The sequence below is a fragment of the Saccharothrix sp. AJ9571 genome, assembly GCF_021725495.1.
Classification (GTDB): Bacteria; Actinomycetota; Actinomycetes; order Mycobacteriales; family Pseudonocardiaceae; genus Amycolatopsis; species Amycolatopsis magusensis.
Genome location: NZ_CP091382.1, coordinates 5716733 through 5742932 on the forward strand (window position 1 = coordinate 5716733; position 26200 = coordinate 5742932).

The window sequence follows — 26200 nt, forward strand, 5'->3', positions numbered from 1 at the left end:
ACGTTCGGCGATCACCTCGCCCCACGCGCTGGGCTGCGTGCTCCGCGCCTGGGCTGGTCTCAGGTCAGCAGTGAACAGCCTGTGCGAGGAAGCGGCAGGCTTGATCGACGCCGTCGGTGGACAGCAGGCGGCTACGGGGTTGGGCGATGCCGCTGCTGCCGTACTCACCGAGTTCGGCGCAGCGGCGGACCAGCCAGGCCCATTCGAGGTCGAGGTACTCCGCCAGCGCCCGCAGTCGTTCGTCCGGTGTCTCGGCGGCAGCGATCGAGTGGGCACGTGCGTAGCCGGTGGCGTCGGCGAACTCACGCAGCAGCGACGAGGTGTCGGTGACGTCGACCTGCCAGATGCCGTCGGTGCCGACCCAGTTCGCGACGATCGCGTGCCGTTGGCCGTCGAAGACGAAGCCGGGGACGGCGGCATATTCGGGCTCCGCGGTGACGTTGACGGTGATACCGAACGACTCCATCAGCGCCATCGCGAGCAGAAGCATGATCCGCTCGGGACGGCTGGAGTCAGCCACGGCCGAAGGCGGGATGCAGAACGCGCGCGTGGGCGCGGTATCCGATCCGGGGCGTGCGCCGCCGGATCGGCGTAGGTAGGCGTACTTGTGCGCGAACAACAGCCAGGTGCTGGCTTCCTCGCCGCGCTGCTCCCGCGTCCAGAACGCCGGGATGCCGGTGAGCTTTTCGATGTGGCGCAGGATGTGGCTGGCGCAGAATTGCGAGCCCAGCCACATCTGCGACACCGGCGCGAGGTCGTCGGCGATCTCCCGCCCGGCCGCGGAACGGGGCAAACGCTCGTAGGCGGCCAGTTGCCCCCGGCTGTCATCCAAGGACCCGTCGTCGTCCAGCAATGCCTCGTCGAGGTTGGCCACCGCCCACAGGATGCCGAGGGTGAGGTCGTCGAGTGCGTAGGCACGCGACATCAAGAGCCTCGCCTGATCGGGTGTCCCGGCCAGGCGGCGGCGAGCCTGCCGGGTGTCCAGCCCGAACAGGCTGGGACCATGCCCGTCCCCCTGGGTGACGCCGACGACCAGTCCACGCCGGGGTCGCCGCAGGAACGGATCGTCGGCGAACCCGGACGGCACGGTGGCGAGGATGCGGCCGTCGTCGCTGGCCGGATATGCCCTGGCCGCGATCTCAGTGCCGGTGAAGAATCGGCCCGCCGGTGCTTGCACCGCGACCTCGCCCTCGCAGCTGCGCCCGGTGTCCAAGGTAAGCCCAGGGACACCGGCGGGTGGCGGGCCGGGGACCAAGATCGACATCCCCGCCACCAGCGTGCCTGTGCGGGAGCGGCGCCGTGCTTGCTTGGCGTTTTCGGCTTCCTCACGTAGGCCGAGCAGCGCGCCGTCTGCGCCCAGGCCGTGGTCGAGGGCGCGAACCAGGTCTGCGGAGGGCAGGCCCTTGCGGGGCCGCTCGGCGAGCGACACGTACTGCCGGGAGTACCCGATCTTCGCCCCGAGCTGGGCGTGGCTGAGGTCGGCCGCGTGACGGCGGCGCCGGATCTCCTCGGCGAGCTGGGCCGCCGCGGACTCGACATCCCCGCCGCCGACCGTGGTCTCGGCCGTGTCGTCCGTCATCGTGGGCTCCTGGCGCGGTGGGCACGGAGGGGGCAACAAGGTCCAGCCACACGCTGTCGCGGGTTTGCCCCATTCCGTGAGCATAGGTGCTCCTGGTCACATGGCAATCAGCTCACCGGACATCACTCCCGGGAGTCAGGAGGCCCTTGTGACGCTGCTGCCCGCCCTGACCGAACAGTCCGGCCTGGACTGGCCGGGGTCGGTGCGCGTCGCGCGGCTGCCTGGCTACGACGGAGCCGACGAGCCCGATCGGCAAGGAGAACTGTGGTGAGCGTTTCATTGGACAGGCCGGTCACCATCGGCGTGCTTGGTACCCATTCCACGGGCAAAGCCACCTTTGTGGCCCGCCTCGCGCACGAACTCCGGCAGCAGGACATCAATGTCGCCACCGTCACTGGTCTCGGGGAACAAGCGCAGCGCCTCGGGTTGCCGATCGCGTTCAACCACACCTTCACCTCCACCCTGTGGATCATCACCCGGGGGATCAGCAACGAGCTGGAGGCGTGGCTGCACGCCGATGTGGTCCTGGTCGACCGGGCCGTGCCCGATGCCCTGGGTTACTACCGCGCCGCACTGGCTTACCGCAACGAAGAGCCCGACATCGCCGCCGTGGCCGACCTGGAATCCCTGGTCAAGGCACACAGCCGCCACTACGACTTGATGCTGCGCACCACTCTGGACCCCAGCACGCCCCCGGGCGGGAATAAGACCAGCGATTCCCGCAGTGACTTCCGCGTGTTGGCCGATCATTACGTCAACCGGGTCCTGCACGAGATGCGGCTACCGCACGAACTACTGCCCGCCGACGGCCACGACCAAGCTCTGGCCCGTGCCCTCGCGTTCGCCACCGCCCGGCTGTCCGGGCTGCACACCGGCTGATCACATGACGGGCCAGCATCCGGGGCTGCCCCCCGGGCGAGCGGCTCCCAACGCCACCACCAAAGGAGTGATTCACCTGTCCAGTGTCGTGATGCAACACGAGACCGTCTCCGACGGACACCACCACGGCAACCAGCGCCTCGAGATTCCGCGTGCCGCGACGGTGGTGCGAGCGTTCAGCCACCCCAGCGAAGCCGGAGACCGCCACGTAGTGCTGGCGGTCGCCGCGAAGCTGGCCGCCGAGCACCACATGCGCGCGCAGGCCCGCCAACTCACCCACGATCCCCACGCCGACGACCACATGATGGCCGCCGCCGCTCGCACACTCGCCGCGCGGGAAACCGCCTGCGCGGTGTTGATCGAACAGATCGATCGCTGGGCGGCCGTCGAGTTCGGCGAATCCCGAGCCACGGTGCTGCACACCGAAACCCTCGGCCAGCTCGTCGACCGGCTCGCAGCGGTATGGACCCGCTCCCGTCTGATCGCCAACGCCGCCGGCCCGGCCGCATCCACCTGGGCCCGGGTGGCGCTGCACCAGCTCGGCGAGTTGTGTACCGGCTTCGACGACCTGGTTACCGACGTAGAACGCGGCCGACGTCGCCTGCCGGTTCACCAGACCCCGACCGGTCCCGACGTGGCGGCGTGAATCATGGGCGGGATACGCGAGATCGTCGCCGTCATCGTCGCGGCCGACAGCTCGGTCGGCCGAGCCGCTCAGGCGATCGACGACATGTCCGCGCACCTGCCGCCGCCGGACGATCCGCGGGCATGCCCGCTCTGCTCCACCCAATCGTGGCCCTGCGCCCGGTTCGAGAACGCCGCCCACCATGTCCAGGCCGCCGGTGTTCGGTTGGGCGAACTGGTGCCAGCAGACCTGCACACTCGCCTCTGGCCGCCGGCCCGACCTCAGCCGTCACCGCCCACCACCGGCCACCCGGACACCCGGCTCGACAGGGAGCAGCACGATGGATGAGATTCTCGCTGGCACCATGTGCGATGCGGTGTACGCCCGCCTGGACTACCTGGACCGACTCGTGGCCGACGGCGATGAGCCGTCCCGCGCCGCCCTTGCCAACACGGAGATCCCGCGGCTCACCACCGGCTGGCGAGACCTGCTCGACGCGCATCGTCCCGATGAACACGGCCGATGCCCACAGTGTTCCCGATGGCGACGTCCTCGCCGCCACCCCTGTTCGGTGTGGACCACCGCCCACCGGCACCTGATCACCGACGACGGACCTCGTGGGGCCCTCTCCGGCAAGCACGCGGCTGCCACCGGACAGCCGACCAAGGCGGTACTCCGGGTCTCCTGACGTGGACGTGCCAGCCGGCTCGCGTCGTCCACGTGTCGTTCTGCAGGACTGAGGAAGGAGGGCAATATGAAGGCAGAGGCTACGAGCGAGAATTCCCTCGCAGACGAGCAGATCACCATCTCAGAAAGGTTTGACTTCAGTGCCAGCCATGAACTGAGATTATTGCCGGACAGTCACAAATGTCACCGCAACCACGGGCACAACTATTCGGTTACTGCCTCGGCGCTCGTGCGTGACGGCGCCCGAGAGGGCTTGTCAGCCTTGCGGGACTATCTCACCGAGACATTCGACCACCGTCTCCTCAACGACCGGGTCCCGTTCCACCCGACGTGTGAACATCTCGCTGCTCATCTCGCCGAGTGGTTCCGGGACGCCATCGAATCGGCGGCGCCGATCACGCTGATCGCGATGGTGGTGTCGGAAACGACGACCACCTCGGCTCGTTGTGACGGCGTCACCGGCGAGATCACGATCTCGAAGACCTTCCCGACCGGCCACGGCGACATCACGCTGGTCGTGGGATCGGACGGCCTCGACGAATTCGGTTTCGTCACCGACTTCGGTGAGCTGAAACCGTTCGCGGCCCACCTGCGTGCGCCCGGCACCGATGAGGGGCTACGCCGCGCGGGCCCCGCGCTGGTCGCCCACCTCGCCCACTGGTTCGTCGACAACCTCGAACCGAAGATCCGCGGTCGCCTCGTGTCCGCACGAATCGAGTCGGGAACCACCACAGGACTGTGGGAACGGGGTGGGGCGGCGTGAAGGCCTCGGCGCTGCTTCCCGACCGGGTGCAGGGCACCGCGATCCTGACCGAGAAGTTCGCGTCGTTCCAAGGCGAGGGCCCATGGACCGGTCAGCGCTGCGCGTTCGTCCGGTTCTCTCACTGCAACCTCCGGTGCGTCTTCTGCGACACCCCGGAAAGCTGGGACTGGACCAAGTACAACCCGACCGAGGTCAGCGAGAGAGTCCCCGTCACCGGACTGGTGTCGTGGGTGCGCGAACGCGCCGTGGACCTGGTGGTGCTCACCGGCGGGGAACCCATGCTGCAGCAACCTGCCATGGCCGCCCTCGCCCGCGGCGTTGGACCATCACGGGTGCAGGTCGAGACCAACGGAACAACGATACCCATCCCCGAACTGGTGCCCCTGGTCGATCTGTGGGTGGTGAGCCCAAAACTCGCGAACTCCGGTATGCCCTATGAAGTTCGGATCAAGCCCGATGCGCTCGCCGCGCTGGCCGGGACTGCTCGTGCCGCGTTCAAGTTCGTCGTTACCGACCCCGATCATGATCTCGACGAGATCGCCCAGCTCGTCAAGGAATACCAACTAAACCCGGTATGGGTGATGCCGGAGGGTACCGCCCGCGAGAAAATACTGGCCGGCATGGACGCGCTCTACGACCCGGCCACCGCCCGCGGGTGGAACGTGTCAACTCGGCTGCACATCCTGACCGGTGCCCGATGATGCCAACCGAGTATCGCCGAGTACGAAGGCCAACTTCCTGCGTACCAACTATTTCCGGAGAAAGTGCCTCGGAAGGCCGCAATCGAATGTCTGACGAGGACCGTCTGGGTGGTCTCGGATGCCCGGGTGGGGCGCCTTCCCCGGGCGCGTACATATTCGGCCTTCGTCGTGCTCAGTCCAGTTTCTCCAGTCACCCGGAAGCGAGGAACCGTCTATGACCAACACCGTCTGCAGTCCTGCGGTCGGCGGGAGCCTGGCTTTGGCGCCACAGCTTCAGCCGACCGCGCCGGGGCCGGTCGACACCGAGCGCGTCGCCGAACTGGTCAGCCAGCTCCTGGTCGCACTCGGGGAAGACCCCGCACGGGACGGATTGGTGGACACGCCGAACCGAGTCGCCGCGTGGTGGAGCACATTTCTCTCCCCGGACTCGTCGGTCGCACCGACGTGCTTCATCGAGAGCAGCCTGAGCGGCCAGTTGGTCGTGATCGGCGGCATGAGTGTCTGGTCGTTGTGCGAGCACCACCTGCTGCCCATGCACCTCGACGTCGCTGTCGGCTACGTGCCCGATGGCGAGGTGGTGGGTCTGTCGAAGTTCGGCCGGATCGCGCAGCGGCATGCGGGCCGCCTTCAGGTGCAGGAGCGCTTTACGCGGCACGTCGCTGATGACATCGCCGCATTGATCGAGAGCACGGACGTGGCTGTCACCGTGCGCGGCACGCATCTGTGCATGAGCGCACGGGGAGTGCAGATGGAAACCGCCCGCACCACGACACATCACGCCGGCGGCCGATTTCACAGCGACCCCGTTCTCTCCCACCAGTTCCTCACTCTCGCCACCGGCACCTGGCAGGCCAGCCGATGACCAAGAACATCGACAACGCGGTGATACAGCGCGTATTCGAGCACCGGCGCGTCTGGCGCCTGACACAGAACGCCTTCGCCTCCGCTGCCGCGTTGATCGCCGGGCAGGAGCCGACGCCCGACGTGGTGGTCGGGATCGCGCGCGGGGGAGTTCCGTTGGCCCGGTTGCTCGCCAGCCACTACAGCGTGCCGGTTGTCGAGCTGACGGCCCGCCACAATCACAGCGACGACCTGCACTTTCCCGCGACCGGGCAGGTCGAGCTGCCGAAGGAACCCGACGCGGCGCTGGCGGCGCACCACGGTGCCCGGGTGCTGCTGGTCGACGACATCTGCGGCACCGGCTCGACCTATCACGCGGCGATTCCGTGGCTGGCCACACACCTGGCGCCGGCTGCCGTGCGTACCGCAGCGCTCTGCCGCAGCAAGGCATCGGCCTTCACCCCGGACACGTGGGTGTGGGACACGCTGGACTGGGTCGTGTTCCCCTGGAACGAGCCGGTCCCGACCAGCGAGGACTTGATCGTGCCGGCCTCGCCGCGGGGCCGCTCCGCGCTCGGTGAGGCCGAGGTCGACGCCACCGAATGCGGAGACCGCCGATGAGCGGGCAGAACCGGCCGTACTCCGCCGGACCGGACCTGCGCCGGTACGCCGCCACGGCGGCGCCCGCGCTCCACCTGGACGATCCACAGGGAGCACACCGATGAACGCTGCGCAACTGCCGGAGCAGTACACGACCCGGCCGGGAACCCCGATGGTGGGGCCCTACAGCACGAACCAGATGGACGACTTCTACCACGCACTAGGCCGCGGTGAAGCCAAGCCGTCGGGCCTGATGAACCTCCTGCAGCACCTGATCGTTGCTGAGCAGTGCGCGCCGGACTCGCGCGTGCTGGATGTGTGCTGCGGCCGCGGGCTGGCGCTGCCGCTGCTCTACCGCTACGCCCCGACGATCGCGCGATACGTCGGACTGGACATCAGCGTGGACAACCTCGATGAGGCCCGCGAGCGGATCGAGGCCCTGCGCGCGACGTACGGCGCCCCGTTCCCGGTGGACCTGGTGGAATGCGACGTGGCCCAGCCCTGGCCGGCGCTGCCCTCGTTCGATATCGCGCTCTACACCTCGGCACTGGAGCATCTGCCGTTCGAACTCGGCGCGCAGAGCCTGCGCAACACCGCCGCCGCGCTGGCGCCGGGCGGAGTGCTTTACCTGTCGACCCCGGCGGCCGTCGGCGCCCCGCCGCGCCCGCTGCAGTACCGCGTCCACGTTTACGAATGGTCGCGCGACGAGGTCGAGCAGGTCGTCGGCGAGACGGGCCTGGTCATCGAGACCGTGCTGGGCCTGCTGCCGCCCGCACCGGACGTGCTGGCGACCGCGCTCACCGACCGCTACGGGGATACCGCAGCCACCTGGTACCGCGACCTGGTCGAACGCGTCCCCCCAGCGCTGCTGGACGCGGTCTCCGCCGTCGCCGTTCCCGAGGTCGCCACGGAACTGCTCTACGTCTGCCGGAGGCCGGCATGACGATGCCGATCGCCACGCCGATACCTGGTGCCACGCCGCTGTGGGTGAGCATCGAAGGCATCAACGGCGTCGGGAAGACGAGCGCGGCCCGTTCGGTCGCCGCCACGCTCGGTGCGCGAGGACGACTTCTGGATGAGCTGACCGACCAGGCTGGCGACACGCTCCCCGGGCTGGTGATCGCCGCGTTGAGCGCCGAGGGCGACCCGTTCCTGCGCACGGGCCATCCGGTCGTGGAGACCCTTGCTCTGCTTGCCCTGCAGCTCCGCAAGGCCGAGCGCCTGGCTGAGCCAGACCTGACCGGAGTCGACGTGATCATCGAGGACCGCGGCGTGGACTCCGTCGCTGTGTACCAGGCCGCGATCCTGTGCTTGCAGTATTCGGAGGCGTCGCCGGGCGCGGTGGTGCGGCACGTGCTCTCGAGTATCCGGCGGTGGAGGGCGTTCCCGGACGTGACCATCCTGCTCACGGGGGACCCCACGGTGTGTGCGGCACGCTTCGCCGATCGGATCGGGCCTTCGGTGGCGCCCCCGGACGTACGGGTGATCGAACAGATCGACGCGTTGTACCGCCAGGCGGCGGCTGATGATCCCGGGCGGTACACCCTCGTCGACGTGGGCGACCTGTCGCCGCAGGACAGTGCCGCAGCCGTCGAGGACATCGTGACCACGCTGCTGGATCGGCAGGCCGCCCATGCCTCGTGACGTGACGTTGCTGTGGGGCCTGCGGTCTCCCTGTGCGTTCGCGTGCCCGCACTGCTACTTCGGCACCATCGAGGAACACAAGGACAACCCGCCGGGGCAGGCAGGTGTCCTGTCGCACCTGTCGCGCACCGACCTGTCCGCCGAGGCTGTGACAGCTTTCGCGCGCACGCTGGCCGGCTCGGAGGTCGAGCGGGTGGTCATCGCGGGAGGCGAGCCGTTGGACTGGCCCGGCACGCTCGGAGTGATCTCCCTGATCAAGAACGCGGGCTGTGAGGTCGTCATCGCGACGAACGGTGTCCCGCTCACCCGCCCGCATGTGGCCGAGCGCCTCGTCGCCCTCGGTGTCGACGGCGTGTCGGTGTCGCTCGACAGCGCGGACGCGGAAACCAACGACCGGATGCGCCCCTCACGATCGGGCCGTTTCGGCTACCACGACGTCCTGGACGGCATCAAAACCCTGCTCCGCGTCCGCACCGGAACGGCCTTGCCCAGGGTCGGGATCTACACCGTGGTCACGCGGTCACGTCCGCAGGAAATCACCGAGGTGGGGCGGTTGGCCGCCGACCTCGGTGTGGACTACTACGTGCCGCAGCCGATCTCCCTCGCGCCCGACCACAAGCTCTTCCACCAGATGTCCCACACCTCCGGCGACGTCGCCGACGTCAGCGAGCAGCTCGACCGCCTCTACAGCGACCCCCACGGGCTGAAACTGCCCGACCCCTCGTACGTCCAGCGCTTTGTCGCCGCGATCGCCACCCACGACAGCGGACACGTCCCCGACTGCTTCGGCGGCGCTCGCCTGTTCTTCATCCAGCCCGACGGCTCGGTCTGGGACTGCCCCTCCGATCGCCGGATCGCCGCGACCACGCCGGAACGGCGACGCACCATCCGAGACGGCGACGCGCGCGCCCTGTTCGCCACGAGGCCGACGTGCACGGACTGCTCACTGTTCAGCCGAGACTGCGTGAACATGTGGCCCCTCGTGCCAAGCATGCCGCAGCTGCTGCTGCACGAGGGGGCTGCCCGATGACGATTCCGCACGCTCCTGGCGACGCACAGGCACTCGAAGATCAGCTCGGCGCGGTGCTCCGGCAGATGCCCGACCCCAGCGGCGGACCGGCCGCCGCGGAACTGGAGCGCGAACTGGCGACTGCGTTCGGTGTCCCGCACGCCGTGGCGGTCGCCTCCGGCACCGCGGCTCTGCATGCAGCCTTGTCTGCCTGCGGTATCGGCCCGGGCGACGAGGTCCTCGTTCCGGCTCTGACCGTCGTCATGACGGTGGCGCCGCTGCACGCTCTCGGGGCAACGCCGGTGTTCGTCGACAGCGACCCGGCCACCCTGGACCTGGACTACGACGACGCCGCACGGAAGCTCACCTCACGAACCCGGGCGATCATCCCGGTACACCTGTGGGGCCGGATGGGGAATTCAGCAGCCCTGACATCGTTCGCCTCCGAGCACGACCTCGACGTCGTCGAGGACGCTGCACAGGCCGCCGGCACCACGCGCGACGGGCAGCGGGCGGGCACGGCGGGCACGGCTGGCTGCTTCAGCATGAAGGACGGCAAGATCCTCTGGGGCGGAGAAGGCGGCTTCCTGCTCACCACCCACCACGAGGTGGCCGAGCACGCGAGGGCGTTCCGCAGCCATTGGCAGCAGGCTCCGGCGGGCGAAGCCCCGCTGAGCCGCCTGGCAACCAACTCCCGCCTCGCTGCCCCCTTGGCCGCGATCGCCCTGGCCAACCTCCGGAGGATCTCGCACCTGGTCGAGCTGCGCCAGGAACAGACCCGCCGGGTGCTGCACGCCCTGCAACAGACACCCGGCCTGGCCACCCTCACCCCAGCTGCGGGTGAGCAGTGGAATGGCTTCGCCCCGTTGCTGCACATCGACCTGCCGAACCCTCGGGCGTTCGCCGAACATCTCGCGCGCCAGGGAGTGCCGAACTCCACCGGCAGCTTCCGACTCGTGCCCTGCGACACCCGGCCTATGTTCACCAGCTCCCGGCCGTGCCGCGGCGCCGCGCAGATCCTCGACCACACCCTTGCCGTCGTTCTCACCGAACGCGACACCGAGATCACGCTCGACCGCTACGCCGCCGTCATCGCCCGAGAGGCCACCGCATGGGCCCCATGATCGACGCCCGAGAACCAGCACAGGCGAATCCCTCGGCACCGACCCTTCCGATAGCGCGCTGTCCTTGTCCCCGAACGGATCTGCCCACATGACGATCACACAAGCACACCGCTCCTGCACCCGCGGCCCGCTGATCGCCGCCGAGGGCATCAACGGAGTCGGCAAGACATACCTGACCAAACGCGCCATCGACGCCCTCGACGACAAGCCGCTGATGCTCGACGGGTTCTCCCAGCGGACGACCGGGCATCCAGGACTGGGCAAGGCTCTGCTTCGCGCGCTGCGCGAGGCCAGCGCCGGGGACCCGTTCCTGCGCGGGGGCGCTCCATTGGCCGAGGCCCTCATCCTGCTGGCCATCAAGCGCGATGACCTGGACACCGTTCTCCCCGAGCTGTCCAGCGGACGTGCTGTCGTCGAGGGCCGCAGCGTCGACACCACGGCGGTATGCCAAGCGCTGCTGCTGCACCCCGACAACTCCGACGCGGCCCTTCGGACGGCAACCGCCCTGCTGGACCTCGCGTCCTCCTACCGGCCGCTTCCCGACCTCACGATTCTTGTCACCGACGACGCTTCACAGGCCGTTGCGCGCGCGCAACGGCGCGACCAGTGCGTCATCACCGCCGAGCAGACCACGTTCATGCGTGACGCAGCCGCCCTCTACGAGCGGGTCGCCGCCACCGATCCGGCACGCTACCGAGTCGTGGACCGGCGCAGCATTGGCGAGCACGAGGCTGCCGAGCAGATCCGGGCATGGATCCAGGGCGCCAGGACCGGTCTGAGCTGCGTGCACGAGCCGTGGCAGGGACCTGAGGCCCGGTGCATGTGCTGCGGCCGTCACGGGAAAGCGGCGCCGGCATGAGTCAGACGGCGCACCCTTCGACCGGCCCGGACTCAGCTCCAATGAGGAGCTGCGTGCCCCCGATTCCCGACAGCGTCGAGGCCGTGATGTTCGACTTCGACGGAACCCTCGCCGGCACTACCGACAGTCACGAGCAGGCGCTGCGAGCGGCGTTGCAGCCACACGGCCTCGACCTGGACCGCGGCTGGTACCGCCATCACGTCGGCCTGTCCATCCACGACCTGCTGACCGCGCTCCCGGGAAGCCAGCTGCTTCCCCACGACGAGATCATCCGACACAGCCGTACCCACCTGCTGGCCACCGTGCACATGATCACCCCCATCGTGTGCGTCGTCTCGCTGCTGCGCGCCGCTCGCCGCGCAGGACTGCCCTGCGCCGTGGCCTCGGGAGCCAGCCGGCTGCTGGTCCATCCCGGGATCGCGGCGCTGGGCCTGATGGACGAGTTCGCGGCCGTCGTCGCACGAGAGGACGTCACGCACGGCAAGCCAGCCCCCGACCTGTTCGTCGAGGCTGCCCGTCGCCTCGACGTCGCGCCGGAGCGCTGCCTCGCCGTCGACGACGCTCCCGACGGTGTCACCTCCGCCCGCGCAGCCGGAATGCAGGTAATCACGGTGATCAACGGCCACCTGGCTACCGCCGACGGCGCTGTGGCAGCCGCGCGCTTCGCCACGAACGCCGGGACGCCGCAGCACCGCCACGATCAGCGGACTCCGCCAGATGACGGCACGAGGCCGTCGCACCAGGGAGCATGATGCCCGTCCTCCACTCGACCAAGAACCTTGAGATTCTCGAACCGCCCACGGCAACGAGGGAGGGAGTCGGAATCTTCGAGTACACGGACAACTACACGGTCTTCCACTACGGCAGGATGCCGGACCTGATCCCCGGGAAAGGCGAGGCGACCTGCCGCATCGCGGTCTTCAACTTCGAGATGCTGGAGGCGGCGGGTGTGCGCACGCATTTCCGCCGGTTCATCGCCCCGAATCGGATCGAATTCGCGCTCGCGCGGGTCCCGGGCCCGGACGCCCGGCCACTCACCCCGGACGCTGGAAACTACCTGGTTCCCCTGCAGGTCCTCTTCCGAAACGAGCTTCCTCAAGGAAGCTCCGTTCACCGCCGGATCGCAGCCGGCGCGCTGACACCGGCCAAGGTCGGGCTCGACGGTATTCCCGCCGTCGGCGAAACGCTGCGGCATCCGATCATCGAGTACGCGACGACGCGGGAAGACGTCAACCGGTTCATCGGCGAGTCCGAGGCCCAGCGCCTCGCCGGCCTGAGCGACGAACAGTTCCAGGCGATGCACGACACCACCCTCACCGTCAACGACGTGCTGACCAGGCACGCACGCGAACTCAGGCTGAGCCACTGCGACGGCAAGGTCGAGTTCATGATGTCAAGCGAGGCGAACCTCGTGCTTGCCGACAGCCCCGGCACACCAGATGAAAGCCGCCTGATGTTCAACGGCGTGCACTGCGGCAAGCAGGTCATCCGGGACTGGTACGTCGACAACGGACTCGAGATACCGGTCAGCAGGCTGATCGCCGAGGGCGTGCCCCGGAGCCGGTGGCCGCGGCCGGCGCCACTCCCACCCGAGCTCCTGCCGGTGATGTCGGACCTCTACCGGTCCCTGAGCGAGACCTGGACAGGCGAGCGCCTCTGGGACGCGCCGGACCTGCAGGCGGCCACGCGAGCCGTTGCTCGCCTCAGCAGTCAGTGACGAGCAGCACGGAGGCAGGCGCTCGGGCATGCTCTCCGCGATCTGGCGGGCGCAGGCCGCGGGCCGCCACGGAACCTACGAGAACGGTGGATGCATGGGCGGCTTGACCGAAGACCCCGCCTTCCTGGCGACGACGTTCGTGGTCATCGACTTCGAGACGACGACCCCCACGGGCTACCCGGCCCAGCCCATCGAGGTCGCTGCTCGCGCGTTGCGCTACGAGGAAGGTACGTGGGCGACGGTCGGCAGGTACGCATCTCTCATCCGCCCGCCCGCGTTCGCCCCGGTGACCTCAGCAGATACCGCCCAGACCGGCCTGACCCCCGAACAGGTGAAGCAGGCCCCCAGCCCGGCCGACGCGCTGGGCGCACTGGATCGGCGATTCACTGCGGACACCCGGTACCTGCTGGTGGCACAGCACGCCGCCACCGAAGCCAACGTCATCCACAATCAGCGTGAGCATTGCCCAGCGCTGGCCTGCGTCGACTTTCTCGACACGATCCCGCTCGCCAAACACCTCGTTCCAGGTCTGCCGAACTACAAGCTCGACACGCTGCTGGCACATTTCTCCGTCCCGCTACCGGCGGATCGCCACCGGGCTGCCGCCGACGTCGATGTCACCACTGAGGTGTTCTTCCGGCTCATCAACGCTACCGCCGAGACACCTCAGATCAGCGATCTTGCGGCACTGGTGAAAATCGCCGGGCGCACGGCCAAATGCAACGTCCCTGTCCAAAGTGGATTATTCGACATCTAGGACTGCCAGGAGGTACAGCACATGCAAACCCGAACTGAGATTGGACGGTGCTCATTCTTATGATCAAGGAACAGTCGGCCCGCGACGAGGTCCCGTTCTGGTTCGATCCGCTGTGCCCTTGGGCGTGGATCACCTCGCGCTGGCTCCTGGAGGTCGAGCAAGTTCGCTCAGTGTCCGCCGATTGGCGGATCATGTCGCTGGCCTACCTCAACCTCGTCCAGCGCGAGGACAAGAGCCTCAGCGACGAATACCGCGAGCTGATGGCGAACGCGTGGGGGCCGGTGCGGGTCTGCGCGGCAGCTGCTGAGCACGGTGGCGGCGGCGTCCTCGGGCCCCTGTACACCGCCATCGGCACCCGGCTTCACAACCACCGACGCCGCGACGATCCCACTGTCATCACTGAAGCGCTCACCGAGTCGGGTTTGCCCGATTCGCTGGCGTCGGCCGCTACGAGCACGGATTTCGATCAGCTCATCATGGACTCGCACGACGAAGCGTTCGACGAGGTCGGCCTCGATGTCGGGACACCTGTCCTCCGCGTCGGCGGAACGGCCCTGTTCGGCCCCGTGATCACCCCGGCCCCGCGCGGGGAAGCTGCCGGTCGGCTCTGGGACGGCCTGGTCATGGTCGCGGGTACGGACGGCTTCTTCGAGCTCAAGCGGAGTCGGGACCGGAAACCGTCTTTCGAGTGAGCGGGCACCCGGCAACCTGGGCCAGCGTCGGCTGAGAGTGCGGTCGTCAATGGTCCGCGGGTGGCTCGAAGGATGCGACCAACCGCCGCGCAGCCTCCGCCGGTTCCGCACGGTGGTCCGCTGCCGACCAGGAGCGTTCGAAGAGCTCGGTCAGCCGATCTGGGCTGGTGCGCTGATCGCCCGCGTGATGCGGGGTCCGACAAGGCGCTCGGCCACGGCGAGTGGGTACCAGGCGGCACCCGTCACCTCGGACTCCTGGATGTCCCCGATGTCCGCCTGCGCCGTCGTGAAGGAGTAGCCGATGTCGAGGTGGTAGTGCTCAGGCTCGTCCTTCGCCGGTCGTGCCGGGACCTTGCCGTACTCGATGTAGATGGGGGTCGGCGACGCTGGGACGACCTTGCCGGGGTCAAGACCGGTCTCCTCCGCCAGCTCGCGCACTGCCGCGTCGATCAGCGTGGTGTCGGTCGGCTCGAGGTGGCCTCCAGGCTGCAACGTGATCCCGTATGCGCGGTGCTCGACAAGCAGGATCTCGGCATCATTGCGGACCAGCAGCGCGCCGACAGTCACGTGCATCGGGAAGGTCCGCCGCGAGGCGAGATTCTTTCCCGTACGCAGCAGCCGCATCGGCTCAGACAGCTGCGCGGCCTCGTCCGGGTGGCGCTCGAGGTAGGCAGAACAGGTGCCTGAGATGTCCGAGTCACTGATCGACATGGGTCGCCTTCGCACCAGTCCGAGGGCGCAACTCTCCGGGACTTCCTGCTCGGATGTGAATGATGAGACGCGACACAGTCAGCTCCGTAGACAGCGCATAGCGTACGAGAAGATCCGTACTCTACAACCTGGGCGTGAGCCGGTGCGCGCATCCCACGCCGAGGTCAAGTGGTAGGTAACTGCCCCGGACGAACCTGGCAAGAGGCAGGCGAACTACTCAACTTCGACGACTGCACCGGCACGATGAACGCCTCGCCACCGAACTCGCCGACCTGCACGCTCAACTCACCCGCGCACTCCACGCCTGACCAGCAACAACTCAACTCAATGGCCCCTGAACTCGGCGCGACACTGGCCGTAACCCATGGCGGTGACCAGCCCGGTAATTTCCGAGCGTCAGATGAATCCTCGTCCATCACATGCTCGGGTGGTAACTGGCGCGAGGATTCTGGCCGTAGGTGTCGAGCGGCTGGTCACAAATGCCGGTGCCGGTACCTCGGTACCTATTCGCGGCACAGCGCCCGACGGAGGGAATGCTTGGGACAGTTGTCGGCGGGGTCGGCCGCCTTGGGCACGGGGGTAGCCCCGTGCCGTCGAGGGCGGCTTCGCCCGCATACCCGCCGAAATATGACTAGTGCTGTCGCGGCTCTGGCGGTTCGGTTTGCATGACGTTCAGAGACCACTTGTCAGACGTCTTCGAGGCACCGGCGCCGTCATGGATCATGAAGACGTGCTGCTCGGTGGTTTGCGCCTGCGCCCAGGCTCATCGGATCGGTCGGCCTTCCCGCTCTCGCTCGAGTCGTGTCTGCTTCTTCGTCGCTTCGCGCGCCCTGTCGCGAAGGAAGATTGCGGCCTTGTGAGTGATCGGCGCGTCATGGATGTTGTGCGAGCCACGCAGGAAATTCTCTGTGCGGTCGGCGATGGAGTAGGCCACCGCCTGCTCGACCACTGCGGCGGTCTGGCGCACCTCGGCAAGTTCCTCGCGCAGCGCGCCCAGCAGCGTAGTGCGTTGAACCTCAAGCGTTTCGAGACCGTCCAACCGAGCCGCCAAGCTGCTCAGCAGCGGGTTCCGCGAACGGAAGAGCTTGGCTGCGAGCCGAGTGGACGCATCCGCTTCGAGTCCGAGATCCAGTTGCGCCAGCAGGAACGCGGTCACCAGGCTTACCTGGCTGAGCCGTTCGCTGAACACGCGTGCAGTGGCATCGTTTACGCCAAGGTCCTGGACAGCCGCCGAGCGCAATTGCTCCCGCAGCGTGCTGACCACGATGCCCGGCAGAGCGCGGACAGCGGGCTGACTCTTCACGCCCGAAAGCTTGAAGCCGGACTGGGGGAGCGCAGCGCCGTCCTCCGGGCCGGCGGTACCGCCCCTCGCTGAGGCCGCGCCGCTCTGCACCGACTCCTGATGATTGGTGAGCTCGAGCGAGATCGGAGTAGACTCCCCGCTCGCCGCACGCGTCCTCATTGACGCGGTCACGGCGTCCTCGTCGAGAGTCACCTCGTCGAGAGTCACCTCGTCGAGATCGGCACCGTCCTCCTGACGCGCCTGGAAATCGGCGTCGGTCACAGCACCACCCGGGGAAGAGCCCGGCATCATCTCACCGGACGGCGCGGTGCTGGTGGGTTCCCCACCGCCGTGCTGGCCCTGCCGGCCAGAGTGCTCGGTGCTCCTGGAGTCCGGCTCAAGCCCCGGCACGACATCCTCCCCGGCCCCCAGGGCGCCGCCCGGACCCGGAAGGCGAGTCTCGACCTCATGATGAGCGTCCACACCACCGGAGCCGCCCGCATCCAGTTCAATCCGAGTTGTACCGATCGTCCGCGCTGGTGTGTCGGACTGTCGCGTCCGCTGCTGGGTCCGCTCGAGTTGCTGAGTGCCGCTGCGCCGGTAGGCGTCGAGAAAAGACGTGTCGACGTCCATGAGCTCGTCGGTCGACGGTGTCGGCTCTAGTATCTCGTTCAGACCCCGGTTCATGAGAGCTCCTTATCCCCATCGTCGAGCAGGTAGTTGTCCCCGCGCGTAAGCCCGATAAGCGAGTCGAAACCCTGCGTGACGACGCGTTCGAGATTTGCGTTGTTCCTCGAGAGGTCTGCGACCTGACCGATCAGCTCGTTGAGCCGCGCGATCTCCAGGGTTGGCAGGTCGTAGTCGAGGTTCTCCCGGCGGATCTGCTCGGCCACCGCCTCGGAGACATACTCGTTGACCGAGGAGAACCCGCGCTTCTGAGCCCAGTACACGGCTCGCTGCTTCACGACCGGCGACAGCCGGAGGACGACACGCTCACGGCGCTCGCTGGCGTCCTGGCCCGCGCCGATCTGCCTGGACCGTGGGCGGCTCGCGCGCCGCCCGACAACCTGCTCCGGCTCCTGCTCTGCAGTCATGCACACCTCTCGATGTCGTATTCGACCGATGCAAGTCCTATTCTATCGCCATTCGATAGCTAGTCGGGATCAGAAAGAGTGTCGATAGGCCGCAGCCATTGCTAATCTGCACCGAGGTGCGTGCTTGGTTCGCGCCATGCGACTTCGGCGAAACGCACACTTCGCTTCGGCTTGCCGACAGCGGTCTCGAGGCAGGTGCGCTCACCGCTCAGGCTCCAGGCGTTGCACTGACCGTACAGCTCGCGGATGCATGGTGAACCCCTCGACCGTCAGGTCGTCCTGCCTCGCCCTGGGAAGGTAATCGGTCACCGTGGCGATGCGCGCCCAGTCCATCGTGTCCAAGAGAAGGACATAGCGGAGTCGACTGCGAGTAGAAGACTGTTTGCGGGCAGCCAAAGCGGGAGGGCGTTCGAGCACCGCGTGGGCGTCCGGGGATCGCTGCGGATCCGCCTGGAGCCGAGTTGGCGAGGATCAACGGAGTTGATCCGGAAGAGTTCTCGGTGCCTCTCGCGTCTGTCATCCATGGATGACAGACCGGCACCCAGAATATTCCTGTGCCGTCAGATGAAGCGTCGGCGCTTCCAGCGATTGCGGGCAGGAAACAGCGACGACCCGCGGTCGTTCGGCAGTTGGGTTGGTCGCGTGGCTCGGTGCTGCCAACGAGCCTGTCAGCAGCATCGCCGGCGTCTTCAGTCCCGACTTGGGGAGGAGAATTCCCATGACCATCGCCCACCGTTCCGAGGCAGGCCTCACGAGCCCGACATCGAGCGAGGTTCTCGACCAGGCAGTGCGCGAGTATCTGGACCAGGACGACGTAGCCTACCTGCCCGAACAAGACTGGTGCGAGCACTGCTCACTCGATGAGCACGCCGAACCCGGTATGCCCAGCGATGTCGTCGGCTGCCGCACCATCGAGCTCGATGACAGCTGGGGTGACAGCGAAGCCACGTACCTAGCCTGCGGTCACACGGTTGCCTGGCGCTAACCGGTACGAGCGCACCGCGCACCCCAGCGACTGAGGAGCAACGGGCACCGGGCAGCCGAGGTGAGAGACCAAGTCGCCCGGTAACCGATACCCTGGTCCCGTTCGAGTTCCCTTCTGGGCCGAGGACCGACGCACCAGAGACCTCACTCAGGCCCAGACCCGAGTCGGGGGCACATTTAGCCCCAGCAGAGCCCAGTACGGCATGCCGAGTAGCCCTCAGTCAGCCACGGGGTGAGCCAACCAGACCCCCCTGCCCACCCTCGCAGGTTCAAAATCACAGGCTTGGTACGTGGCCACGACTGCTAGGGAGCCGCCGAGCCCCCTCCTCCGAACGAAGCGAGAAGAGCGAAAGCCATGAATCAGCCCTCTGTACCTGTCACCAAGAACGGGGTCACTGTGGAATTCGGCACGATCGAGCGCACCGGCTCGCTCGTCCACGACGATGAGCGCAGGCTCCTAATGCTGCTGACCGACGAAGGCTCCGAGTGCATCTCGGTGAATCTCGCTCGCTACGGTCTCATACCCCGGCCCGGGAACGTTTTCATCAAGAACTGGTCCGAGCACGCGGGGCTCACCGCGTGCCTGGAGCGCGACGGCCTGGTGATGCCCGTGCGCACAGTCACCGTCGGAGCGTTCGCCTCCACCGCCTACGAGGTCGAGATCACGTTCTGATGGAATCCCGGAGGGGCCTTTCGACCGCCCGACCTACCTCGTGTGTGCGGGGAACGCTCACGCACTGAGCCCCAGCAGTCCGGCAAGGTTCGAACGTCATCAGTCGATCGCCGTCGCTGACCCGTAACACCGTGGGTGAGCCTCAGCGCCGAACTCCTCAGCACTGTCGGTTCCAGCACGTGAGCATCTGACCGGACTGGAACCGTTTCTACCCAGACGCCTCAGAGCATCTCGCGCTCCAGCACGGCGCCGTCGACATCGATGGCGCGATCTACCCGACCGACCGGGCACCGCACGACATACGGCACCTGCCGCTGACTCCACAGGAAAGGAAGTTTGACATGTCCGTCGATGATCGCTGGGATTAATTCGTCCGCGAGCAAATCCTCGACATCGCGAGCCGTCCGCACTGGATCGGCATGGTAGACCTGCGCCCGCGACTCGATCTGCGAGGCACAAGCCGTCACGCCCAGGACTACCACCTCAGACGCCTGTCACTCGCCGGGAAACTGAACCTCGCGCCAGCGCCCGACTGCAAACAGGAAGTTCTTCGCGATCCCGATGACACCGCCGCCGTCTACCTCGGCGGCGACGCCTGCCACATCATCAGGTGGGACGGCGCATAAAGACGCGCGGGACAGAGAAACTCCCCGGATGGACCGGGGAGCTCCTCTGCTCCAATTTTGCGAACTCCGCCGCGGGAGAGATCGGCGGGTTCGTCCACTAGACCGACCTCTGTTGACGGCGGCTACTGAGCGGTGACCTTCTTGCGCGTGGCACGTTTGCGCGGAGACTTGACGTCGGCGGACTCACGCTGCGCCTCGTCGTAAGCTTCGGTGATCTCGGCCGAGATCCGGCCTCGCTCGGAGACGTGGTAGTCATTTTCTCGCGCCCACTCACGAATCGCCCGGGCCCGCTCGCGTGCGGCTGCTGTGGACTGCGACGCAGGGACAGCCGTTTGGCCAGTCGCCAGCCGTACCTTGCGGCCTCCGGTGCGCCGTCCAGCCGCGATATACGGGGCCAGCTCTTCGCGGAGGTTGGCAGCGTTGTCGTCGGACAGGTCGATCTCGTAGGTCACACCGTCCAAGCCGAACGGTACGGTTTGGCTCGCGGCTTCACCGTCGATGTCGTCGACCATCTCGACGAGAACTTTCTGGGCCATCGTTGGGGATCTTCCTACTTTTCGGGTGGGTCGAAACGACCATATCGCATCCGGAAACTGCGGTGCAACATTGTCCGCTATTTCTCGGCATTCGTGCAGATCTGAGTGGCCGCCGGACCTTGGTAGCCGCATCGTGGCGCAGGCGGAGGTTGCGGCCCCGTGCGGCCGATCGGGCGGGGTGCTTCGGTCGCGCCTATCCGGGCTCGCCCGGGTGGGTGGCTGAGGAGGGATCAACGAAGTTGATCCGGAAGGCGTGCTGAAGAGCACTCGATCAGCACAGCTGATTCGGGGTTCGGGATGAAAGACGTCATCTGGCCAACGGGAATGATCCGGATGACGGCCTGCCAACCAAACGAAGATATCCCAAAACTAAATTCGAGCGCGGATCGCCAGCATCGTCCGCGTTAGGTACGCACAGGGAGCAAACACCATGTCTAACCCCCGTAACAACGGACAGCTCATCGGCCGCCTCGCGAACGACCCGAAGTTCTTCGAGAACAGTGACGGCTCCACGAAGGTCCTGTTCACGATCTACGCCGACCGCAACTACACCAACGCGCAGAACGAGCGCCAGTCCGACGGCATCCCCGTCGAGGCTTTCGTGTCCGCGAAGACTCAGGGCCACGGGCCGTACGGGAACATCCACAGGGGCGACCTGGTGTCCGTCGGGTATGCGCTGCGCATGGATCGTTACAACAGGGGTGGCAAGGACGTCTTCGACCTCAAGGTCAAGTCCGAGAACATCACCTTCCTCGAGTCGCGCACCGTGACTCAGGCTCGCATGAATGAGCGCGTGCAGGCCGCAGAGGCGCAGAACAAGGCTCTGCAGGCCGAGGCGCCGGCGCAGGTCGTGCAGACCATCCCGGTCGCCGACGAGCAGTTGCCGTTCGGGTGACCAAGAAGCCCGCAGCCGGCTGATGTCTCTAACGGCAGCCCGCCACGAGCGGCGAGGGCCGCAGGGATGGAAGCACCGTGAACATTGGCTCAGGCTGTGTACCACAAATGAATATCGACAACTGAATATCGTGCAAGGGGCAGTCCCCGTCCGAGAAGCCGTGTGCTGCTCGGACGGGGATTGTCTTTACTTACGATCTCGTACTTTCCCGGCGGGGTGCGAGGGTGGTTTTCATCAACAATCTCCGGCTGCTGGAGTCGGCGGATACAGGCGGTGGCCCGGCATGGCCGTGCCCGCGGCCAGCCACACAACGATCCGATCGCCTGAGAACCCGGGCAGTGCGTAGTCGCTGAACATCAACCGGAAGCCAGCCAGTACTCCGCGCACTCTGGCCCCTACGTAATGAGAGAACTCATGTCGACCAACGCAGACCGCCGGCCTGAGCTCGGCGCCCTATTGGAACAGCTCCGTGAGCGCGCGGGAGTCAGCCGCGAGGAGGCCGCCGCGGTACTCGGCTGCACCTCCTCGAAAATCGGCGACCTGGAGCTGGCACGATCGAAGCCCAAACCTGCCGAAGCAGCGTTCCTGCTGGCGAAATATCGCGTTCCAGCGGATGAGCGGGCCCGGATCCTGGCCATCGTGCAGCAGAATACGAGACGGAAGCCGCGCGGTACCTACACCGACGTCGCACCCCCACTACACCTGAAGCGGCTCGCGGAACTCGAAAGCCAGGCAGTCGCCATCGACTACTACTCCAGCGAGGTGATCCCACCTCCACTTCAGGTCCCCGCCTACAGCGAGGCTGTGATCGCGGCCGTCGAACCAGACCACGCCAAGGTGAAGAACCTATCGAATTTCCAGCTTGCCCGCCGGCACATCATCGGCAGTGCGGCCAGCGGGGCATCGGTAACCTACCGGTGCTTCCTGGGTGAGGCAGCGCTCCACACCAACGTCGGTGGCGAGGCCACCATGATCAGGCAACGCGCCCACCTCCGCGATCTCGCGGCGAGAATGCCGAACCTCGAACTGAGGCTCCTACCGTTCGGAAGTGGTATCCACCCTCTGCTCGGTCACAGCGCCACTCTCTACTATTTCCGCAAGCCCGCCCCGCCGCGGCTCATCTCCGAGCTGCCCGGTCATCGTTTCGTTCGTCATCGCTCCGAGCCGGCCCGTCATGCGATCGCGGCGTTCGACCTGCTTGCCACCACCGCTCTAGCTAGCGGCGAGACCGTGCACCGCCTTGGGTGACAAGGTCTTCGGTGCTTCCCGAAGATCGGGCTGTCGAGTTGACACCGGCGAGGGATGCCTTGGATGGTCGACGTTGTGGTGACGGTCAGTGGAGCGGCTCGGAGAGTGTGCGGCGATAACAGGGAAAGCCCTGGTGGCGGTCACCTGGTTCATGCCTGCCTTGATCGCCGACCCAGACTTCCATGTAGAGCGGTTCGACTCCGAAGCACACCCGGCCGATCCCCCGGGTACGCGCCCTCGGCACGCTACATGGACCGACCACGGAAGAGGTTCGATCCCTCAGCATCGCAGCAGATCACTGCGGTGTGTCCCTGGAGATCTCCGTGGCTCCGGCTTCCCCACCCTCCCGGCGTCGCCTGCCGTGCCAGCGGCTCCGGGATCTGTCTCTTCCGGCTGCGCAGTGTCTCGGCTAGCTCAAGAGCGGTTGCGGGATCAGCGGAGCTGATCCGGACTCGGCGTTGAAGCACATCTGCGTCGTGTCCGGAGGTCACCATGCTCGGCATCACATGCCCCAACGACGGTGAGCCGATGGAGTCCGACGCCTACGGCGTCTACTCCCGCACGGATCTCACTCACACCTGTCCCCAGTGCGGCTACAGCGAGCATCGCTGAGGTACAGAAACCCCCGTTCGACACACCCTCGGCGACCACAGCCCTCGCAACACACCTCATGGCGCTCTAGCTCAACGGAAGAGCACTCGGCGTTCTGACTGCCCGCGGTTCGACTCCGCCAAGTCCACGTCACCCTCCAGGGTGAACGGGCTTGACCACCCGGAGGGCAGATCCAGGCAACAGGTCCGTCACAGGACGACGTACGAGAGGTCGCGGGTTCGAATCCCGCGAGCGCCCCTCGGCCCATCACAGTCCCGGCCATACCCAGCAATCACAGCAGGAAGCAGGAAGCGGGAAGCACCGAGATGACCACGTTCACCCGCATTCCCCCGGGCCTCTACCGGCACGCCGAGCCCGAGGCGGGTGAGATCCTGCCTGCGCTGACCGGACGCCTGAAGTCGTACCGGCCGGTCGAGCAGTTCGACCCAGACTGGACTTACGTGCTCACCGGCCGCGCATCGGTTGTCGCGGTGGTGGCCGCGCTCCACTGCAGCGAGCACGATGTACCTGATCATGTGTGGCGCGAGGTGATGCGACTGTACTGCCCGAGCGCGTCGCGCATGCTCGCCGCAGCCGGTGTCTCGTTCGAGCAGTGAAAGGTTGGCCGTTGTGAGGCTGTGCTGGCCAGCAGGGTCGCGGCCGCCGCGAACAAGGAGCTCGGTGACTACGAGGTGTTCGATGTGATGGACGTACCCGCCGTCATGGCAGAGATCGTCCGCACTGTGGGCACCGTTCCCACCTTCGCCGATCCCGGCCGCCCCGGCAAGCGCAAGCTGATTGAGTGAGACGTCGCTGCTGATGCCCAATCACGGCGACGTCACACACCTGACCGACTGGACTCCCTCAGGCGTTCGCGGCTGTCGCGCGACATCAGCACGACTGCCTGAAACAGCCGTTGACGAGGAACTCCGGCAAGCCGATGGCCCAGCCGTCGACGCCGCAACCTGCCCCGGTCAGCGCCACCTCGATCAGGTCCTGCGCCCCGACCTCACCGGTGCGCAGGCTCGGGTAGCGCACCGGTTCCGGCGTTTCATGTGAGCTGCTCGTCGAGGCGCTCACTGCCGCGGTGATGCGCTCGGCGAGTTCGGGGTCGAGCATGCGATCGTCCTCCGTCCGTGGTTCATGTGCTGACCACGTCACGCCGGGACCCACCGACGAGGAGCGCTTCCGGAAGAGCCTCCGCGGGGCTTCGCCGTGGCATGCCGAGGTCACCTACGCCGGCGGCCACTTCGACGCGTGGGTGCCCTGCTATCGGGCAGGAACGCGGTGGACGAGCGTGACGCTGTTGCTGGGTAACGACTCCCGAAAAGATCAGCACAGCTGATCCGAGTGGCTTGCCGACAGAACCACACTTTCGCAGGAAGGCGGACCAACCATGCGCGGCACCGGCACCTGGGGCGAACTGGACAAGAACCTTCTCCAAGGGTTCGTCATCAAGATCTCCGCCTTCGATACCCTCAGCCACAAGCTCTGGCGGCGTCGCGACGTCGGTACCACCCACTGGCAGCGGCTGCTCCAGATCGCCGAAACCAATGGACCCATGGGCTCCAGCACGGTCATCGCCTGGCAGGACCTCAACGGCACCTGGCATCCGCTGACCGGCATCGAACCCCGGGCGCTCGCCGAGCTCATCTACGCGGCTCGCTGACACGGTCGGCGGCCCAGCGCTTCTCCACCGCATTTCCCTGCAGCAAGAACCACGAGGAGGATCAACCATGGATACCGCGCCACGACGGCAAGTCGCAACTGCTGCCCCACGTGAACAGGGGCGCCGTCAAGCGCTGCACGTCGGTACGGTCGCCTGGCTGACATTCGCTCGGGAAAAGCACCCCGAACTATCACGACGCGAGCGGCTCGCCCGCCTCGACCTCGCCGCCGCGATTATCGCGATGGACACCGTCGAGAACCGGATCGCGGCGGGGGAGCAACTGCACAGCATGAACGAGCAAGCCGCTGTCGAGGAGACGAAGAACGCCTATGCCCAGGCGGTCGCCGATCTCGTCCGCGGTCAGGTCGACTGAGGTTGCGTAGCCACGGCCCGCGCGCTGACAGAGTCGCTCCTGCACGCCGCGACAGTGCCCAGATGACCAGGTGTCACGGATGAGGAACAAACCACGTCTTTGTGTCGAACCGTGACCCCGAGCGCCGCTGCTCTCCGCGAGTGAGAAGCGCCCTGGCCGCTGAATTCCCACCGCATCACCAGAAGGGAACATAGGCATGGAAAGCTGCGTTGCTGGCGCAAACCCGGAACCAGCCCTCGACGACTTCGACCGCCACCTGCTCTCCGCGATGCTCGGTTGTGACTGCTGTGTAGATACCTCGACGATCGACGAGCTCGTGCCGGACCAGTGCCCTCGCGACGAGGACGACTGCTACACCGACCACAACGACGACGAGGCCTGCTCACGGAACAGACTCGGCGTTATCGAGCGTCTCGTCGCCGCCAAGATCCAGGCCGCAGTCGCCGCCGCGGTCCTCAACGCCCGCACCGGCTCGTAGAGAACACGGAGATCCCGGCCATGAACGCCGCTGAGCACGAGTACACGACCCGCAGTTTCTACACGCTCGAGCCCACGAACAGTGGGCCGGCACCGAGAACGGCTTCATCCCGATCGAGGTGATCGCCGAGAGTGTCTACGGCAAGCCCTACAATTCCCTGCGTGGATGCCAGCAGGGCCAGACCGACTCGCCGCTCCCCAACGACAGCGTGAAGGTCTACGAGCTCGAATCAGACCCCGACGACCACCAAGCGCTGCACGACATCGACGCGGCCGAGTTCTACCTCGGCTACGACCGAGATCGCCAGGTGGCGTGTTCAAGACCGGCGCGGCCCAGCTCGACTACTGGCTGAGCATCTCCGTCAGCGACGACCCGTCGAAGGTCACCGTGCCCACCACACCGCCGGAAACGGCCGACCTCGAAGGTGCTGTGTTCGCGAATCTCTACGATGCCGCCCGTGCGTTCACCCCGTCGCTAGAAGGGGTCCTGGCAGACCTGATCCGCCGGGGCGAACTCCCCAGGGATAACTACATCCTCCGACACTGGTGGTGACCACACCGCATG

Annotated in this window: 36 protein-coding genes; 29 read left to right on the forward strand and 7 right to left on the reverse strand. The window is 66.8% G+C overall.

Annotation, left to right across the window (positions count from 1 at the left end):
- Nucleotides 1–64: 64 nt before the first annotated feature.
- Complete coding sequence (locus tag L3Q67_RS26450; protein ID WP_499184166.1) at nt 65–1579, reverse strand: helix-turn-helix domain-containing protein; 1515 nt, start codon at nt 1577–1579, stop codon at nt 65–67.
- Nucleotides 1580–1679: 100 nt separating this feature from the next.
- Here L3Q67_RS26450 and L3Q67_RS26455 point away from each other — a divergent pair, with 100 nt between their 5' ends.
- From L3Q67_RS26455 to L3Q67_RS26540, 18 genes are all read left to right on the forward strand, one after another.
- Entirely contained in the window at nt 1680–1850 is a 171-nt protein-coding gene (locus L3Q67_RS26455) for a hypothetical protein (protein WP_499184167.1), read from the forward strand.
- A complete protein-coding gene (locus tag L3Q67_RS26460; RefSeq protein ID WP_499184168.1) occupies nt 1847–2458 on the forward strand; it encodes a P-loop NTPase family protein in 612 nt (203 codons plus the stop codon). Before L3Q67_RS26455 ends, L3Q67_RS26460 begins: the two co-directional genes overlap by 4 nt.
- Before the next feature lie 67 nt (nt 2459–2525).
- The gene (locus L3Q67_RS26465) at nt 2526–3104 is read left to right on the forward strand and encodes a DUF4254 domain-containing protein (RefSeq protein ID WP_499184169.1); all 579 of its coding nucleotides are present in this window, start codon (nt 2526–2528) and stop codon (nt 3102–3104) included.
- A 3-nt stretch (nt 3105–3107) separates the two neighbouring features.
- Nucleotides 3108–3431 (forward strand): hypothetical protein, encoded by a 324-nt coding sequence (locus L3Q67_RS26470; protein WP_499184170.1) that lies wholly within the window; start codon nt 3108–3110, stop codon nt 3429–3431.
- Complete coding sequence (locus tag L3Q67_RS26475) at nt 3424–3771, forward strand: hypothetical protein (RefSeq protein WP_499184171.1); 348 nt, start codon at nt 3424–3426, stop codon at nt 3769–3771. The genes L3Q67_RS26470 and L3Q67_RS26475 overlap by 8 nt, the downstream gene beginning before the upstream one ends.
- 66 nt (nt 3772–3837) lie before the next feature.
- Nucleotides 3838–4533 (forward strand): 6-pyruvoyl trahydropterin synthase family protein, encoded by a 696-nt coding sequence (locus tag L3Q67_RS26480; RefSeq protein WP_499184172.1) that lies wholly within the window; start codon nt 3838–3840, stop codon nt 4531–4533.
- The gene (locus L3Q67_RS26485; protein ID WP_499184173.1) at nt 4530–5234 is read left to right on the forward strand and encodes a 7-carboxy-7-deazaguanine synthase QueE; all 705 of its coding nucleotides are present in this window, start codon (nt 4530–4532) and stop codon (nt 5232–5234) included. Before L3Q67_RS26480 ends, L3Q67_RS26485 begins: the two co-directional genes overlap by 4 nt.
- Before the next feature lie 214 nt (nt 5235–5448).
- Entirely contained in the window at nt 5449–6096 is a 648-nt protein-coding gene (folE, locus tag L3Q67_RS26490) for a GTP cyclohydrolase I (RefSeq protein ID WP_499184174.1), read from the forward strand.
- Nucleotides 6093–6695 carry a phosphoribosyltransferase gene (locus L3Q67_RS26495; RefSeq protein WP_499184175.1) on the forward strand — a complete coding sequence of 201 codons (603 nt, stop codon included), beginning with the start codon at nt 6093–6095 and terminating at the stop codon, nt 6693–6695. The genes folE and L3Q67_RS26495 overlap by 4 nt, the downstream gene beginning before the upstream one ends.
- 100 nt (nt 6696–6795) lie before the next feature.
- Nucleotides 6796–7617, forward strand: a complete 822-nt coding sequence (locus L3Q67_RS26500; protein WP_499184176.1) for a class I SAM-dependent methyltransferase — start codon at nt 6796–6798, stop codon at nt 7615–7617.
- A 2-nt stretch (nt 7618–7619) separates the two neighbouring features.
- On the forward strand, nt 7620–8318 hold the full coding sequence (locus tag L3Q67_RS26505; protein ID WP_499184177.1) for a dTMP kinase: 699 nt from the start codon (nt 7620–7622) through the stop codon (nt 8316–8318).
- Nucleotides 8308–9348, forward strand: coding sequence for a radical SAM protein (locus L3Q67_RS26510; RefSeq protein ID WP_499184178.1), 1041 nt, complete (start codon nt 8308–8310; stop codon nt 9346–9348). Before L3Q67_RS26505 ends, L3Q67_RS26510 begins: the two co-directional genes overlap by 11 nt.
- The gene (locus tag L3Q67_RS26515) at nt 9345–10451 is read left to right on the forward strand and encodes a DegT/DnrJ/EryC1/StrS family aminotransferase (RefSeq protein WP_499184179.1); all 1107 of its coding nucleotides are present in this window, start codon (nt 9345–9347) and stop codon (nt 10449–10451) included. Before L3Q67_RS26510 ends, L3Q67_RS26515 begins: the two co-directional genes overlap by 4 nt.
- An 88-nt stretch (nt 10452–10539) precedes the next feature.
- Nucleotides 10540–11310 carry a dTMP kinase gene (locus L3Q67_RS26520; protein WP_499184180.1) on the forward strand — a complete coding sequence of 257 codons (771 nt, stop codon included), beginning with the start codon at nt 10540–10542 and terminating at the stop codon, nt 11308–11310.
- Between the two features lie 53 nt (nt 11311–11363).
- Complete coding sequence (locus L3Q67_RS26525; protein WP_499184181.1) at nt 11364–12062, forward strand: HAD family hydrolase; 699 nt, start codon at nt 11364–11366, stop codon at nt 12060–12062.
- The gene (locus tag L3Q67_RS26530; protein WP_499184182.1) at nt 12062–13027 is read left to right on the forward strand and encodes a phosphoribosylaminoimidazolesuccinocarboxamide synthase; all 966 of its coding nucleotides are present in this window, start codon (nt 12062–12064) and stop codon (nt 13025–13027) included. The genes L3Q67_RS26525 and L3Q67_RS26530 overlap by 1 nt, the downstream gene beginning before the upstream one ends.
- Nucleotides 13028–13055: 28 nt before the next feature.
- Entirely contained in the window at nt 13056–13784 is a 729-nt protein-coding gene (locus L3Q67_RS26535) for a 3'-5' exonuclease (RefSeq protein ID WP_499184183.1), read from the forward strand.
- Nucleotides 13785–13843: 59 nt separating this feature from the next.
- On the forward strand, nt 13844–14476 hold the full coding sequence (locus tag L3Q67_RS26540) for a mycothiol-dependent nitroreductase Rv2466c family protein (RefSeq protein WP_499184184.1): 633 nt from the start codon (nt 13844–13846) through the stop codon (nt 14474–14476).
- 150 nt (nt 14477–14626) lie between these two features.
- On the opposite strand, the gene L3Q67_RS26545 is transcribed toward L3Q67_RS26540, so the two are convergent.
- The 3 genes from L3Q67_RS26545 to L3Q67_RS26555 all read right to left on the reverse strand — a co-directional run bounded on the left by L3Q67_RS26545 (nt 14627) and on the right by L3Q67_RS26555 (nt 17563).
- On the reverse strand, nt 14627–15187 hold the full coding sequence (locus tag L3Q67_RS26545) for an NUDIX hydrolase (protein WP_499184185.1): 561 nt from the start codon (nt 15185–15187) through the stop codon (nt 14627–14629).
- Between the two features lie 763 nt (nt 15188–15950).
- Nucleotides 15951–17156 (reverse strand): hypothetical protein, encoded by a 1206-nt coding sequence (locus L3Q67_RS26550; protein WP_499184186.1) that lies wholly within the window; start codon nt 17154–17156, stop codon nt 15951–15953.
- Nucleotides 17153–17563 carry a hypothetical protein gene (locus L3Q67_RS26555; RefSeq protein WP_499184187.1) on the reverse strand — a complete coding sequence of 137 codons (411 nt, stop codon included), beginning with the start codon at nt 17561–17563 and terminating at the stop codon, nt 17153–17155. The genes L3Q67_RS26550 and L3Q67_RS26555 overlap by 4 nt, the downstream gene beginning before the upstream one ends.
- Before the next feature lie 718 nt (nt 17564–18281).
- Here L3Q67_RS26555 and L3Q67_RS26560 point away from each other — a divergent pair.
- Nucleotides 18282–18548, forward strand: coding sequence for a hypothetical protein (locus L3Q67_RS26560; RefSeq protein ID WP_499184188.1), 267 nt, complete (start codon nt 18282–18284; stop codon nt 18546–18548).
- Nucleotides 18549–18944: 396 nt separating this feature from the next.
- The gene (locus L3Q67_RS26565; protein ID WP_499184189.1) at nt 18945–19220 is read left to right on the forward strand and encodes a hypothetical protein; all 276 of its coding nucleotides are present in this window, start codon (nt 18945–18947) and stop codon (nt 19218–19220) included.
- A gap of 221 nt (nt 19221–19441) precedes the next feature.
- Here L3Q67_RS26565 and L3Q67_RS26570 read toward each other — a convergent pair whose 3' ends face one another.
- A complete protein-coding gene (locus tag L3Q67_RS26570) occupies nt 19442–19702 on the reverse strand; it encodes a hypothetical protein (RefSeq protein ID WP_499184190.1) in 261 nt (86 codons plus the stop codon).
- Between the two features lie 266 nt (nt 19703–19968).
- Nucleotides 19969–20382: a histone-like nucleoid-structuring protein Lsr2 gene (locus L3Q67_RS26575; protein ID WP_499184191.1), complete on the reverse strand. Its 414-nt coding sequence runs from the start codon at nt 20380–20382 to the stop codon at nt 19969–19971.
- Between the two features lie 430 nt (nt 20383–20812).
- Between L3Q67_RS26575 and L3Q67_RS26580 the strand changes: the two genes are divergently transcribed.
- From L3Q67_RS26580 to L3Q67_RS26595, 4 genes are all read left to right on the forward strand, one after another.
- A complete protein-coding gene (locus L3Q67_RS26580; RefSeq protein ID WP_499184192.1) occupies nt 20813–21277 on the forward strand; it encodes a single-stranded DNA-binding protein in 465 nt (154 codons plus the stop codon).
- 414 nt (nt 21278–21691) lie between these two features.
- A complete protein-coding gene (locus tag L3Q67_RS26585) occupies nt 21692–22525 on the forward strand; it encodes a helix-turn-helix domain-containing protein (protein ID WP_499184193.1) in 834 nt (277 codons plus the stop codon).
- 917 nt (nt 22526–23442) lie between these two features.
- A complete protein-coding gene (locus L3Q67_RS26590; RefSeq protein WP_499184194.1) occupies nt 23443–23733 on the forward strand; it encodes a hypothetical protein in 291 nt (96 codons plus the stop codon).
- 21 nt (nt 23734–23754) lie between these two features.
- A complete protein-coding gene (locus L3Q67_RS26595) occupies nt 23755–23922 on the forward strand; it encodes a hypothetical protein (RefSeq protein ID WP_499184195.1) in 168 nt (55 codons plus the stop codon).
- A gap of 85 nt (nt 23923–24007) precedes the next feature.
- Here the strand turns inward: L3Q67_RS26595 and L3Q67_RS26600 are convergent, their stop codons facing one another.
- Entirely contained in the window at nt 24008–24235 is a 228-nt protein-coding gene (locus tag L3Q67_RS26600) for a hypothetical protein (protein ID WP_499184196.1), read from the reverse strand.
- A gap of 277 nt (nt 24236–24512) precedes the next feature.
- On the opposite strand from L3Q67_RS26600, the gene L3Q67_RS26605 reads away from it, so the two are divergent.
- From L3Q67_RS26605 to L3Q67_RS26625, 5 genes are all read left to right on the forward strand, one after another.
- Nucleotides 24513–24785: a hypothetical protein gene (locus tag L3Q67_RS26605; protein ID WP_499184197.1), complete on the forward strand. Its 273-nt coding sequence runs from the start codon at nt 24513–24515 to the stop codon at nt 24783–24785.
- Nucleotides 24786–24852: 67 nt separating this feature from the next.
- Nucleotides 24853–25158, forward strand: a complete 306-nt coding sequence (locus L3Q67_RS26610) for a hypothetical protein (protein WP_499184198.1) — start codon at nt 24853–24855, stop codon at nt 25156–25158.
- A gap of 196 nt (nt 25159–25354) precedes the next feature.
- Nucleotides 25355–25636, forward strand: a complete 282-nt coding sequence (locus L3Q67_RS26615; RefSeq protein ID WP_499184199.1) for a hypothetical protein — start codon at nt 25355–25357, stop codon at nt 25634–25636.
- Between the two features lie 118 nt (nt 25637–25754).
- Nucleotides 25755–25988 carry a hypothetical protein gene (locus L3Q67_RS26620; RefSeq protein WP_499184200.1) on the forward strand — a complete coding sequence of 78 codons (234 nt, stop codon included), beginning with the start codon at nt 25755–25757 and terminating at the stop codon, nt 25986–25988.
- Nucleotides 25949–26188: a hypothetical protein gene (locus tag L3Q67_RS26625; RefSeq protein WP_499184201.1), complete on the forward strand. Its 240-nt coding sequence runs from the start codon at nt 25949–25951 to the stop codon at nt 26186–26188. Before L3Q67_RS26620 ends, L3Q67_RS26625 begins: the two co-directional genes overlap by 40 nt.
- Nucleotides 26189–26200: the final 12 nt, after the last annotated feature.